The sequence below is a fragment of the uncultured Roseovarius sp. genome, from assembly GCF_963972555.1.
Taxonomy (GTDB): Bacteria; Pseudomonadota; Alphaproteobacteria; order Rhodobacterales; family Rhodobacteraceae; genus Roseovarius; species Roseovarius mucosus.
The window spans coordinates 49,827-62,164 of record NZ_CAXAUM010000003.1 but is presented as its reverse complement, the minus strand read 5'-3'; the positions used below and the strand labels follow the sequence as shown (position 1 = coordinate 62,164).

Below are 12,338 nucleotides of genomic sequence, written 5' to 3'. Positions count from 1 at the left end.
CTTAGCCCCGCGCCAATTCGCGCTTGAGCTTTTGCATGCGCCGGGTGATGAGCTGGCGCTTCATCGCCCCCAGATAGTCGATGAAAAGCTTGCCATCGAGATGGTCGATCTCATGCTGCACACAGGTGGCCCAAAGACCGCCGAACCCTTCCTGATGTTCCACACCGTCGAGATCCAGCCACCGCACCTCGACCTCGGCTGGCCGCGTGACATCGGCGAACTGGTCGGGGATCGACAGGCAGCCTTCCTCATAGACGCTTTTCTCGTCGGAAAAGGCCGTGATTTCGGGGTTTAGCATCACGATGGGGCGCGGCGTGGCCCCTTCGTCCTTGACGCAATCCAGCACGATCAGCCGGTCCATCACCCCCACTTGCGGCGCGGCAAGGCCGATGCCCGGCGCGTCATACATGGTCTCGAACATATCCTGCGAGAGTTTGCGCAAGGCATCGGACACGTCCTTTACGGGCGTGCAGACCTTTCTCAGGCGCGGGTCGGGGTGGATCAGAATAGGCCGCTTCATAGCGGCTATTTAGGCGATGACCGGGGCTTCTGCAACGCCCCTTGCGCTTGGGCTGTGATCGTTTAGCCTGCGCCGCGATCACCACTCCGGAGAGCCCCATGAATTTTGACGAGATCATCGACCGCCGCGGCACCCATTCCGACAAATGGGACATGATGCAGGCAAAATATGGCGTCTCGCCGGAAGATGGGATTCCGATGTGGGTGGCGGATATGGATTTCCGCCCCCCCACCTGTGTCACAGAGGCGCTGATCGGTATGACGCAGCATGGTGTTTACGGCTATTACGGCGATGATGCCGCCTACCGCGCCGCGATCCAGTGGTGGATGCAGACCCGCCACGGCTGGACGGTCGAAACAGAGGCGATCTTTACCACCCATGGCCTCGTCAACGGCACGTCAATGTGCGTCGACACCTGGACCGCGCCAGGCGATGCGGTGTTACTCTTCACCCCGGTCTATCACGCCTTTGCCCGTGTGATCCGCGCCGCCGGGCGTGAGGTGCGCGAATGCCCGCTTGTGAATAATGCGGGCCGCTACGAGATGGATTTCGACGCCTATGACGCATTGATGACGGGCAATGAGAAGATGCTCATCCTCTGCTCGCCGCATAATCCCGGTGGTCGGGTCTGGACCAAGGCAGAGCTGGAGGGCGTGGCCGATTTCGCCCGGCGTCACAACCTCATTCTCGTGTCGGATGAAATCCACCATGATCTGGTCATGCCCGGACAGCGCCATATCGCCATGGCCCATATCGAGGGCATCGCCGACCGGCTGGTGATGATGACCGCCACCACCAAGACCTTCAACATCGCGGGCGCGCATCTGGGCAATGTGATCGTGCCCGATGTCAAACTGCGCGCGCAATTTGCCTCCCGCATGGGGGCGATGGGGATTTCGCCCAATTCCTTTGGTCTCTTCATGGCCGAGGCCGCTTATAGCCCCGAGGGTGCAGCATGGGTCGATGCGCTCTGCGCCTATCTGGATGGCAACCGGCAACTCTTTGAGAGCGGATTGCAGGACATTCCCGGCGTGCGCGCCATGCCACTCGAAGCGACCTATCTGACTTGGATCGACTTTTCCGGCACCGGCATGGCAGCGGAGGAATACACGGGCCGGGTCGAGCGGGATGCGCGGGTCGTGGCCAACCATGGCCCAACCTTTGGCACCGGCGGCGAGACCTTCCTTCGGTTCAACATCGCCACACCGCGCACCCGTGTTCAGGAGGCGGTCGCACGCATCCAGACCGCCTTTGCCGATCTGCAATGACCGTCACGGACGCGAGCGAATGACGCGGGTCTTCATCACCGGAACCGCCGGGTTTATCGGCTATCATCTGGCCGACCTTTTGCTCGATGAGGGCATGATCGTGCATGGCCTAGACGGCATGACCGACTATTACGACGTCAGCCTGAAACAGCGCCGCCACCAGATGCTGCTGCAAAAGCCGGGGTTCACCGCGACTGAGGCCATGCTCGAGGATCAGGCGGCGGTGGATGCCGCCATCGACGCCTGCGCACCCGACATCATCGTGCATCTCGCGGCACAGGCAGGCGTGCGCTACAGCCTCGAGAACCCGCGTGCCTATATCGACGCCAATATCGTCGGCACCTTCACCGTGATGGAGGCGGCCAAACGCCATGCGGTGCGCCATCTGCTCATGGCCTCCACCTCCTCTGTTTACGGTGCAAACACAGAGATGCCCTATGCCGAGACGATGAAGGCCGACAGCCCGATGACGATCTACGCCGCCACCAAGAAGGCGACCGAGGCAATGGGCCATGCCCATGCCCATCTGTGGAACCTGCCCACCACGATGTTTCGGTTCTTTACCGTCTATGGCCCCTGGGGCCGCCCCGACATGGCCTATTTCAAATTTGTCGAGGCGATTCTGGCAGGCCGCCCGATCGACATCTACAATCACGGCGAGATGTATCGCGATTTCACCTATGTGGGCGATCTGGTGCGCGGCATCCGCCTGTTGATGGACGCGGCCCCCGTGCGGCCCGATAGCCCCGAAACCATCGCCCCCGGTGACAGCCTCTCGCCCGTCGCCCCCTACCGGATCGTCAATATCGGCAATTCCGACAAGGTGCGCCTCTTGGATTTCGTGGCCGCCATCGAAGAGGCGCTGGAACGCCCCGCCATCCGCAACATGATGGAGATGCAAAAAGGCGATGTGCCCGCCACCTGGGCGGATGCCCGCCTGCTCGAAAGATTGACCGGATACCGCCCCCAAACCAGCGTGCGCGACGGGATTGCCCAATTCGTGCGCTGGTATCGCAGCTATTATCAAGTCTGAGCGGGAATGTGATGGCATAGGGCGGCAACAGCCATGGCGTCGGGCGACTTGCGCTGATAGCTTGCGGCTGAACCCGAGACACCCGCCGCTATGACGGAGGCAGCCCGCCCATGAGCAAGACCGGCAAACCGATCAATCTGGCGCTTCAGGGCGGCGGCGCGCATGGTGCCTTTAGCTGGGGCGTGCTGGATTACCTGCTTGAGGATGGGCGCCTGCGTATTGCCGGGGTGTCTGGCACTTCGGCCGGGGCAATGAACGCCGTGGCCTTGGCCGATGGCATGACCCGCGCCGGGGCCGACGGCGCTCGCGCGGCTCTGGACAACTTTTGGCGCTGCATGAGCGGCAGCGTCAAAAACTCCCCCATGCAGCGCACGCCGCTGGACCGGCTTACCGGCAACTGGGGGCTTGAAAACAACCCCTTTTACCATTTCATGAACGCGCTCACGGGTGTCGCGTCGCCCTATCAGCTCAACCCGATGAACATCAATCCCCTGCGCGATCTGGTGGAAGAGAGCATTGATTTCGACATGGTGCGCAAATGCACGGCGTTCGAGCTCTTTGTCTCGGCCACCAATGTCGAGACGGGCCGGGTCAAGGTCTTTGCCCGTGAGGAACTGACAGCGGATATGGTGATGGCCTCGGCCTGTCTGCCTCAGCTCTATCAAGCGGTCGAGATCGACGGGGTGCCCTATTGGGATGGTGGTTATATGGGCAACCCCGCGCTGTTCCCTCTTTATGGCAAGACCGGCACCGACGACATCGTGGTCATCCAGATCAACCCGATCGAACGCAAGGGCGCGCCGCGCTCGGCACAGGACATCCAGAACAGGATGAACGAAATCAGTTTCAACGCCAGCCTGCTCAAGGAATTGCGCGCAATTGATTTCGTCGATCGGCTGATTGCCCAAGACAAGCTGTCGACCGAACACTATCGCCCGGTCAAGGTGCATCTCATCGAGAATGAGGCCGCTCTGAAACCGATGGGGGCGTCGTCCAAGATGAATGTCGAATGGGCCTTTCTCACCCGGCTGCGCGACATCGGGCGCGACACGGCGGCAGCTTGGCTCGACGCCAATTACGACCGTATCGGCAAAGAGAGCACAATTGACCTACGCGCGATGTTTCAGGGAATCGGGGCCGAACACCAAGGCTGAGGGCTTGCCAATCGCCCCGCCAGCGGGAACACCGCCGCAATTGGGCGTTGAACGCAGATGGCATTTGCGCTTCCATTAGGATGTGGACTTCGAAGGAAACAAATCTTGCGCCGTATTTTTGAACGCCTGCGGAAACCCGAGAAACCCGCGCAAACGCCCCCTGCACCACCTCCGGCTGCCCGCACGCAAATAGGCCAGAACCCCTATGATGCCCTGCCAGCCGATCGATTCTGGCGCAGCGGCGTACAACAGTCCGACCCCGCCGTCATGCCCGGGATTCACAGCCCGAAATTCCTGATAACCGCTGACGACACCATCGTAACGATGGGCAGCTGCTTTGCCCAACACATCGCGAACTGGTTGCGCGCGCGCAATTTCAATGTGCCGTTTTACGACACCACCGACCATATCCGCGCAAAATCCTTTTCCGCGAATTACGGCAATGTCTACACGGTGCGCCAAGCCGTCCAACTGGTGCAAGAGGCGCGCGGGATGTGGCGCTGCTCCGAACCGGCCTGGCCTGTCGACGGCGGATTTGTCGATCCGTTGAGACCCGCACAATTCAACACGCCCTTTCCAAGCGAAGCCCGCCTGCAAGCCGCCCGGACAGATCACCTAAAGGCGGTTCACACCGCCCTTAGCCAGCTTGACGTGCTGGTCTTCACCCTCGGCCTGACCGAGGCTTGGCGCGTGATTGCCTGTGGCTGCATCCTGCCCGTGGCCCCTGGCGTGATCGCAGGACAGATTGACAACAATCGCCATGAATTCGTCAATTTCCGCTATAGTGAGGTTTTGGCCGATCTCTGCGCGCTCCACGAAGGTATTCTCGCGCTGCGCGGCGGGCGCGCCTTTCGCATGTTGCTGACCGTGTCGCCGGTGCCGCTGACCGCCACCGCGTCCCAAAACCACGTGCTCTCGGCCTCAACCTATTCCAAATCGGTGCTGCGCGCTGTGGCTGGTGATTTCTGCGCGGATCACCCTTTCGCGGATTACTTTCCCTCTTTCGAACTGGTCAACAACCCGGCGGCGAAATCGGCCCATTTCGAGGATAATCTTCGGTCCGTCAAACCCGACGCCGTGGCCATGGTCATGTCCTGCTTTGAACGCCTGTGCCTGCAATCCGCAGAGGACAGCGGCGTGACATCCGCAGGCATCGGCGATGTTGATTGCGAAGATGCCTTGCTTGACGCCTTCGCGACCCCTGCCGTCATATCCGGCAAGGCAGACAACACCCCCCTTCTGGTGGTGGGCAACAGCCATCTTGCCGGTGCACGAACTCATGCAGAGGGCAATCCCTTTGGGCAGACCGTGCAATTCGCCATGCTCAACTTCCTGAAACCAGACCCCTTTGCCACCATCAAACAACGGCGCTTTCGCGAGTTTTCGTTCCGCGCCGGGCTTGATGACAAGTTCGCCGATTTCACAGCCAAGGACGCCCGCACGCTGATCATCGTCGGCTGCGGCTTTATGGGGGATGGCATCGTGCGGGTTCACGGTGAATTGCGCGCCGGCGCACCCGGCTGCGACGGACGAAAGATTTCACCAACAATGCCGATTGTCAGTTCCGTTACCGACGCGCTGGTCAAGACCTACGCAAAAAGCGCCGGAGCCATCGTCCAATACGCGCGCAAGATCGAGGAATTTTGCGATTTCGATCAAGTGTTCTGGATTGCCTCACCCGACATGACCGAGGCCGTGGCCCGCTTCAGACTGGGCGATGAGTTTGTCGACTCTGCTGCCTTTCCGCATCATCGGGCGGCCTATCTTGCCGCCTTTCAAAAGGCACTCGGCACGGCCGGCAAGGTTAGGTTCGTCTGCCACCCAACCGACAGCCTGTCCGAAGCCAGCGGTTTCTCGAAGAATGTCTATGCCGCGCATCGCAACATCTGGGATATTCACTGCAACGCCAGCTATTTTGACGCAGCATTTGAACAGGTTTGGCGCGAACTCAGGGCCACGCCAGCACCGCGATAGGCCTGAACTTGCCGGTGCAGAGTGTCGTCAATCCGCCGTTGCCCCGAACCACGACATCCACGCCAAGCTGGCCTCTGTGCCCGAGTCGCCGGGGCGGTATTCTGCCCCGAACGGTCCCTGCCAGCCGAGCGCCGCAATCTGCGGCAATAGCCAGCGATAATCCACCTCGCCTTGGTCCGGCGCGCCACGGTCGGGCACGCCCGCGAATTGCACATGGCCGATGATGGGCTGATAGCGGGCAAAGCGGCGCAGCAAATCGCCCTCCATTATCTGCAAATGATAGCAGTCGAACATCATCCGCAAATTGCCCCGCCTGAGCGCCGCAATGACAGAGGCCGCATGGGCCGTAGACGACAGGTGATACCCCGGCACATCACGGGTATTGATCGGCTCGATCAGGATCGTCAGGCCCAACGGCGCGGCCAGATCACAGGCGTAGACCAGATTGGCGCGAAATACCGCCTCCGCCTCTGCCCCGCCATTGGTGCATCCGGCCATGACATGCACAGCCCCTGCGCCGATAGCCTGCGCATACTCCACCGCCTGTCGGATTACCGCGCGCGCCTCTTCTTCGCGGCCCGTCAGGGCGGCCAGCCCGAAATCGCCCGCCGCCCTGTCACCCGGCCATGTGTTCAGCCCCAGCATCGGCAGGTCGGTTTCCTCTAGCGCCGCGCGCACCTCTGCCGCAGCAAAATCGTAGGGAAAATGGCATTCCACCGCCGCAAATCCCGCCCGCGCTGCCGCGCGAATCGCGTCAGGCAAGGGCCTATCCGTGAAGAGAAAGCCTAGATTGGCCGAAAAAAGCATCAGTCCCAATCCACCTCGAACTTACGCACCACCTGCGCAATCTGCCCCGCATCCAAACGACGCGCCCCGGTGCCGCGCAAGATCAGCGCCAATTTCGCGGTCTCTTCCAGCTCTTCAATCGCGAAAACAGCCGCCTCCATATCCTTGCCTGCCACCACCGGGCCGTGATGGGCCAGCAACACCGAAGACCGCCGCCCCGCAAGCCCCCGGATCGCCTCGGCCATCGCCGCGTCACCGGGCACATAGAAGGGCAAGAGCGCCACTTTTCCCACCCGCATCACCGCATAGGCCGTGAGCGGCGGCACGGCATTGTCTGGGTCCGTGTCGGGCAGGATCGAGAGGGCGACGGAATGGGTGGAATGCAGATGCACCACCGCACCGGCACTCTGCCGCGTCTCATAGAACGCCGCGTGGAGCGGCATTTCCTTGGTCGGCGGATCGCCCGAAATCAGCCGCCCGCCCGCATCGAACCGGCTGAGCCGCGCCGGATCAAGCCGCCCCATGCTGACACCGGTGGGCGTGACCAACAGCCCGCCATCCTCGGTCCGAACCGAGATATTGCCAGACGCTCCGCCGGTCAGCCCCCGGTCAAACATCGACTTGGCCCAAAAGCACAGATCCTCACGCAGACGGCTTTCACTCATCGGACTGCTCCATCCTCTGCGCCGCTTCGACAAAGAAATCCGGCCCGCCGAAATTCCCTGACTTGAGGGCCAGAACAAGGTCATCGCCCGCGCGCATTACCGGTACGCCGGGGGCAATCTCTGGCCCGATCTCGAGCTGTGTCAGGCCCAGACCTTCGACCACCGCGCCCGAGGTCTCGCCACCCGCGCTGATCAGTCGCGTGACACCGCGCGCCACCAGCGCCCGCGCCAATTTCGCAAAGAGCGCCTCGATCGCCGCCGCGACCGCCCCGGCCCCGAACTGCGCCTGATCCTGCGCCACGCGGGCGGGATCAGCAGAGGAATAGATCATCGGAATGCCACCCTGCGCCAAGGCCCAATCCGCCAAATCCTCTGGCGCAACCCGGCCCTCCATAACGTCAGCCGCAGAGATTTCCCGCGCTGGATGAGAGACCGCATGCCGCGCCACCTGCCCGCGCGTGGCAACGGAACAGGACCCCGAGAGAACCACCGCCGGACCAGATTGCCCATGCCACGCGCCACCATGCCCTGCCAGTTCTCCACGCGCCCGGAAATTCTCGGGCAGGCCCATGGCAATCCCCGATCCCCCTGTAATCAGTGGCAAATCCGCCGCAGCATGGCCCAAGGCCACCAGATCGGCGTCATTGATCGCATCCGCCACGATCAACCGCGCCTCCTGCGCCGCCAGTGCCGCCCGGATCGCTGCTGGCCCCTGCCGCACGACCTGCGCGCCCAGATGACCGACCGATCCGCGCACCTGCAACCCCAGCCAACGGCGAATATCAGGGTCGGTCATCGGGGTCAGCGGATGATGCTGCATCCCGCTCTCGCTCAAGAGCCTGTCCTGCACAAATAGATGCCCCTGATAGACCGTCCGCCCCGCCCCCGGAAAGGCCGGGCAAACAATCACCTGCCGCGCGTCCAAGGCATCGGCCAAGGCCTCGGCCACCGGCCCGATATTGCCCTCGGGCGTTGAATCAAACGTAGAGCAATATTTGAACAGGAACTGCCGGCACCCCTGCGCGCGCAACCACTCAAGCGCCGCCAGCGATTGCGCCACCGCCTCGGCCACCGGGATCGACCGGGACTTGAGTGCGACGACACCCGCCTCCACACCCGCCTCGGCGGGCGCTTTGGGCACACCCACATATTGCACCGACCGCATGCCCGCCTTGGTCAGCGTATTGGCCAGATCGCTCGATCCGGTGAAATCATCGCCGATACAGCCCAAGAGCATCAGTCTTCCCCCGGCAACCGCAGACCTGCGCGCGCGGCGATATGCTTAGTGATAGCTGCGTCATCGGCGCGCCCCAGACCCGCCGCAGAGGCCGCGCGATACTCGGTCAGCGCCGCCTCGACCAGCGGCAGGGGCAGGGCCGCGCGTGCCGCAATATCCCTGACGATGCCTAGATCCTTGGGCCAGATGTCGATGGCCGAACGTGGGGCATAATCCGCCTCGATCACATGCGGCGCGCGGTTCTCGAACATCCACGAATTGCCCGCCGACACCTTGATCACCTCCAGCACACGGGCCAGATCAAGCCCCTGCGAGGTGGCAAAACACAGCGCCTCGCCCATCGCGGCGATATGCACACCTGCCAGCAATTGATTGACCGCCTTCATCGCCGATCCCGGCCCGGCGCAATCGCCCAAGCGATGCACCGTTTCCGCCAATGCCGCCAGCACTGCCTCTGCCCGCCCAAACGCCTCGGCCCGGCCCGATGCCATCACCGAAAGCCGCCCCTCCGCCGCCTTGACGGCCCCGCCAGAGATGGGCGCATCGAGATAGAGCAGCCCCCGGCGTGCTGCCTCTGCTTCCATCTCGCGGGCAAATTCCGGCGCGACCGTGGCACAGCCCAGAATGACACCGCCCGCTTGCACCCCTTCGGCCCAGCCTTGCGCCCCAAAGAGAGCATCGCGCGTCTGCGCGGCATTGAGCACAACACAGACAAGCACCTCCGCCTTGGGCGATGCCCGGTCCAGCAAGCGCCCACCCGCCGCAACCAGCAACTCCCGACGTCCCGCGTCCGGATCATGACCGTATGTCTCGAACCCGGCCCGCAGGGCCGATTGCGCCATGCCAAGGCCCATCGACCCCAGCCCCACGAAATGCACGATCTCTGTCATTGTCCCACCGAAAGAATGATCTGCATCGGCCAGAGCGTGATCGCCGGAATATAGGTGATCAGCATGAGCGCCCCGAACACGGTCAGCACGAACCAGAAAAGATGTGGAATGACCTTCTCAATCGAGAGATTGGCCACGGCACAGGCGGCGAAGAGATTGACCCCGAGTGGCGGCGTAATCATCCCAAGCGCCAGATTGACCACGAGGATCAGTCCGAAATGCACCGGATCAACCCCGTAAGACACCGCAATCGGGGCAAGAATTGGCGCTAGAACGAGGATCGCCGCCGAGGTCTCGATGAACATGCCCACCACCAGCAGCATCAGGTTCACGACCAGGAGAAACGCAAAGCGGCTCTCGAAAATATCCTTGAACCATGCCGCGATTTCATTGGGCAGGCCTGAGCGCGTGATCAGGAACGAGAAAAGCGCCGCCGCCGCAATGATGAGCATGATCGCCGCCGTCGCCAAAACCGTCTTTTTCAGGATTTCGGGCAGGTCCGCAAAGCGCAATTCCCGGTAGAACACCATGCCCACGACCACGGCTGCGGCCACGGCGGCCGCACTCGCTTCTGTGGGCGTGAAAACGCCCGAATAGATGCCGCCCAAGATCACTACAGGCACGATCAACGCGGGCAAGGCAGACCAGAGCGCCGGGCCTACCCTTGGCCGATCCCGCCCATCCTCAAGGCCAATGCCCCGCACCCGGCACAGGATCAGCACCAAGGCCATCAGCGACCCCGCCACCAGAAACCCCGGCCCAATCCCCGCAAGGAACAACTGGCCAATCGAAGTATCCGTAGAGACCCCGTAGAGGATCAGTGGGATCGACGGCGGAATAAGCACACCCAATTCGGCAGAGCTTGCCTGAACCGAGGCCGCCATCGGCGCGGGGTATCCGTGTTTCACCATCGCCGGAATGAGGATCGCGCCAATTGCAAAGGTCGTGGCCACCGACGATCCAGAAACCGAGGCAAACATCATGCAGGTCAGCACGCAGGAGGCGGCCAATCCCCCTTGGATGCCGCCGACAATGGATTTCGCGAGTTCGACCAAACGATGCGAAATGCCGCCCGCAGACATGAGATTGCCCGCCAGAATGAAGAGCGGAATTGCCATGAGCGGAAAACTGTCGATGCCCGTGAACATGCGCTGCGCCACCAGCAGCAACGGCAAGCGCCCATTGGCCTCGATCCCGATGACCGAAGCCAAACCAATCGCCACCGCAATCGGCACGCCAGCCAAAAAGAATATCGCAAGGGACAGCGCCAGTGCCGCGTTCATTGCAAACCCGCCGAGAACGCAACCGCGCCCTTTTGAACCGCCCGGATCATACAGCCCAAAATAGCCAGTAGGATAAAGACCGACCCCACAGGCAGCGCCGCGTAGACCCATGCGATAGAGATTTCCAGCGCCGCCAGCTTTTGCGACATGACCCGTTCGGTCATCGCCCAACCCTGCCAGAAGAGGATGCAGAAAAACACCGCCGACAGCCCCATCGACACAAGGTAAAGCGCAAAGCCAAGGCGCGGCGGCAAGATCTTTTGCACCACCTCAACGGCAATCATCGCCCCTTCACGGAACGCCGGGGCCACGGCCAGAAACACACACCAGATCATCGCCGAGCGGGTGATCACCTCGGACCATGTCGAGGGGTGCCCAAAGACAAAACGCGTCGTCACCTGATAGAGCGCAAGACCGACCGCAATCAGCAAAAAACCAATCGCCAACCGCAAGGCCAGTTGCGTGGTCATGGCCTCAAATCTCAGAAACAACGACATCTTTGCCCTTCCGTCAGCCCCCGGCGCGATCCCTGCGCCGGGGGCCGGTTTTTGCCTTGGATCACTCGACAGCCTTGATCCGCTCAATCATCTCGCCACCGTACTGGTCGGTGTAGACGGAATAAGACGCCTCTTCGGCAAGGGCCGCAAACGGGGCCTTGTCGATGTCGGTGATCACCTCCATGCCGTTTTCGCGCAAGAGGGCGACGCCCGCCTCTTCCAGACGGTTGACCTCGGCCCGCGTTGCCGCCGCCGATGCCTTGGCCGCCTCGGCAAACCAGCCGCGCTGCTCTTCGGTTAGACCGTCCAGCAGAACCGGCGAGGCCAGAACAGCGGCAGGCGAATAGACATGCCCAGTGAGCGAGACATATTTCTGCACCTCCCAGAATTTCGACGCGGTGATCACCGTGACCGGGTTCTCTTGCCCGTCGACCACACCCTGTTGCAGCGCCGAGAACAGCTCGGGGAAGGCCATCGGTGTTGGGGCGGCCCCCATACCCTCGAACGCCGCCATATGCACCTTGTTCTCCATGGTCCGCAACTTGAGCCCCGCCAGATCCTCGGGCGTGCGCACGGCGCGCTGCGAATTGGTCACGTGGCGAAACCCGTTCTCGGACCAGGCCAGCGCCACCAGATTGTTCTTGCTGATCTCGTCGAGCAATTCCTGTCCGATCTCGCCATCCAGCACCTTGCGGGCGTGGTCATAGTCCCGGAAGAGGAACGGCAGATCGAGCGCATAGACCTGCGGCACGAAATTGCCCAAGGGTCCCGTCGAGGTGATGACCACGTCGAGCGATCCGATCTGCAGCCCCTCGATCATGTCCCGCTCGCCGCCCAACTGTCCGGCCGGGGCCTGCTCTCCGGTAAAGGTACCACCGGACAATTCAGTCAGCGTGTCGATAAAGGCCTGCGCCCCCACCCCGTAATGCGACGTGGGCGACAGCGCGTGCCCCACCACGATATTCTGTTGCGCCCCGGCCGCCGTGGCCAGACCCAGCGCGGCAAGCGCACCCAGTGCAAAATGTCTCATG

12 protein-coding genes are annotated in these 12,338 nt (G+C 62.2%); 4 read left to right on the top strand and 8 right to left on the bottom strand.

Annotated elements, in window-relative coordinates; genetic code table 11:
• Nucleotide 1: 1 nt before the first annotated feature.
• Nucleotides 2-520 carry a peptide deformylase gene (def, locus tag AACZ65_RS03700; RefSeq protein WP_339668141.1) on the bottom strand — a complete coding sequence of 173 codons (519 nt, stop codon included), beginning with the start codon at nucleotides 518-520 and terminating at the stop codon, nucleotides 2-4.
• A 98-nt stretch (nucleotides 521-618) separates the two neighbouring features.
• On the opposite strand from def, the gene AACZ65_RS03695 reads away from it, so the two are divergent.
• The 4 genes from AACZ65_RS03695 (at nucleotide 619) to AACZ65_RS03680 (ending at nucleotide 5,949) form a co-directional block, all read left to right on the top strand.
• Nucleotides 619-1,788 carry a MalY/PatB family protein gene (locus AACZ65_RS03695; protein WP_339668139.1) on the top strand — a complete coding sequence of 390 codons (1,170 nt, stop codon included), beginning with the start codon at nucleotides 619-621 and terminating at the stop codon, nucleotides 1,786-1,788.
• A gap of 19 nt (nucleotides 1,789-1,807) precedes the next feature.
• Nucleotides 1,808-2,821, top strand: a complete 1,014-nt coding sequence (locus AACZ65_RS03690; RefSeq protein ID WP_339668137.1) for an NAD-dependent epimerase/dehydratase family protein — start codon at nucleotides 1,808-1,810, stop codon at nucleotides 2,819-2,821.
• Between the two features lie 110 nt (nucleotides 2,822-2,931).
• Nucleotides 2,932-3,975, top strand: coding sequence for a patatin-like phospholipase family protein (locus tag AACZ65_RS03685; protein ID WP_339668135.1), 1,044 nt, complete (start codon nucleotides 2,932-2,934; stop codon nucleotides 3,973-3,975).
• Nucleotides 3,976-4,242: 267 nt separating this feature from the next.
• Nucleotides 4,243-5,949, top strand: a complete 1,707-nt coding sequence (locus AACZ65_RS03680) for a GSCFA domain-containing protein (RefSeq protein WP_339668132.1) — start codon at nucleotides 4,243-4,245, stop codon at nucleotides 5,947-5,949.
• A 27-nt stretch (nucleotides 5,950-5,976) separates the two neighbouring features.
• On the opposite strand, the gene AACZ65_RS03675 is transcribed toward AACZ65_RS03680, so the two are convergent.
• The 7 genes from AACZ65_RS03675 to AACZ65_RS03645 all read right to left on the bottom strand — a co-directional run bounded on the left by AACZ65_RS03675 (nucleotide 5,977) and on the right by AACZ65_RS03645 (nucleotide 12,337).
• On the bottom strand, nucleotides 5,977-6,756 hold the full coding sequence (locus AACZ65_RS03675; RefSeq protein ID WP_339668130.1) for a TIM barrel protein: 780 nt from the start codon (nucleotides 6,754-6,756) through the stop codon (nucleotides 5,977-5,979).
• Nucleotides 6,756-7,400, bottom strand: a complete 645-nt coding sequence (otnC, locus tag AACZ65_RS03670) for a 3-oxo-tetronate 4-phosphate decarboxylase (protein ID WP_339668128.1) — start codon at nucleotides 7,398-7,400, stop codon at nucleotides 6,756-6,758. Before otnC ends, AACZ65_RS03675 begins: the two co-directional genes overlap by 1 nt.
• Nucleotides 7,393-8,637, bottom strand: a complete 1,245-nt coding sequence (gene otnK / locus AACZ65_RS03665) for a 3-oxo-tetronate kinase (protein WP_339668126.1) — start codon at nucleotides 8,635-8,637, stop codon at nucleotides 7,393-7,395. The genes otnC and otnK overlap by 8 nt, the downstream gene beginning before the upstream one ends.
• Nucleotides 8,637-9,527 carry an L-threonate dehydrogenase gene (gene ltnD, locus AACZ65_RS03660; protein WP_339668124.1) on the bottom strand — a complete coding sequence of 297 codons (891 nt, stop codon included), beginning with the start codon at nucleotides 9,525-9,527 and terminating at the stop codon, nucleotides 8,637-8,639. Before ltnD ends, otnK begins: the two co-directional genes overlap by 1 nt.
• Entirely contained in the window at nucleotides 9,524-10,810 is a 1,287-nt protein-coding gene (locus AACZ65_RS03655) for a TRAP transporter large permease (protein WP_037273712.1), read from the bottom strand. The genes ltnD and AACZ65_RS03655 overlap by 4 nt, the downstream gene beginning before the upstream one ends.
• A complete protein-coding gene (locus tag AACZ65_RS03650; RefSeq protein ID WP_339668120.1) occupies nucleotides 10,807-11,280 on the bottom strand; it encodes a TRAP transporter small permease in 474 nt (157 codons plus the stop codon). Before AACZ65_RS03650 ends, AACZ65_RS03655 begins: the two co-directional genes overlap by 4 nt.
• Nucleotides 11,281-11,368: 88 nt before the next feature.
• Nucleotides 11,369-12,337, bottom strand: a complete 969-nt coding sequence (locus AACZ65_RS03645) for a TRAP transporter substrate-binding protein (protein WP_339668118.1) — start codon at nucleotides 12,335-12,337, stop codon at nucleotides 11,369-11,371.
• Between the last annotated feature and the right edge of the window lies 1 nt (nucleotide 12,338).

Excerpts from the sequence above, each read along its gene's own strand:
- def (WP_339668141.1), bottom strand. The coding sequence starts at position 520 with ATGAAGCGGCCTATTCTGATCCACCCCGACCCGCGCCTGAGAAAGGTC.
- AACZ65_RS03695 (WP_339668139.1), top strand. The coding sequence starts at position 619 with ATGAATTTTGACGAGATCATCGACCGCCGCGGCACCCATTCCGACAAA.
- AACZ65_RS03690 (WP_339668137.1), top strand. The coding sequence starts at position 1,808 with ATGACGCGGGTCTTCATCACCGGAACCGCCGGGTTTATCGGCTATCAT.
- AACZ65_RS03685 (WP_339668135.1), top strand. The coding sequence starts at position 2,932 with ATGAGCAAGACCGGCAAACCGATCAATCTGGCGCTTCAGGGCGGCGGC.
- AACZ65_RS03680 (WP_339668132.1), top strand. The coding sequence starts at position 4,243 with ATGCCCGGGATTCACAGCCCGAAATTCCTGATAACCGCTGACGACACC.
- AACZ65_RS03675 (WP_339668130.1), bottom strand. The coding sequence starts at position 6,756 with ATGCTTTTTTCGGCCAATCTAGGCTTTCTCTTCACGGATAGGCCCTTG.
- otnC (WP_339668128.1), bottom strand. The coding sequence starts at position 7,400 with ATGAGTGAAAGCCGTCTGCGTGAGGATCTGTGCTTTTGGGCCAAGTCG.
- otnK (WP_339668126.1), bottom strand. The coding sequence starts at position 8,637 with ATGCTCTTGGGCTGTATCGGCGATGATTTCACCGGATCGAGCGATCTG.
- ltnD (WP_339668124.1), bottom strand. The coding sequence starts at position 9,527 with ATGACAGAGATCGTGCATTTCGTGGGGCTGGGGTCGATGGGCCTTGGC.
- AACZ65_RS03655 (WP_037273712.1), bottom strand. The coding sequence starts at position 10,810 with ATGAACGCGGCACTGGCGCTGTCCCTTGCGATATTCTTTTTGGCTGGC.
- AACZ65_RS03650 (WP_339668120.1), bottom strand. The coding sequence starts at position 11,280 with ATGACCACGCAACTGGCCTTGCGGTTGGCGATTGGTTTTTTGCTGATT.
- AACZ65_RS03645 (WP_339668118.1), bottom strand. The coding sequence starts at position 12,337 with ATGAGACATTTTGCACTGGGTGCGCTTGCCGCGCTGGGTCTGGCCACG.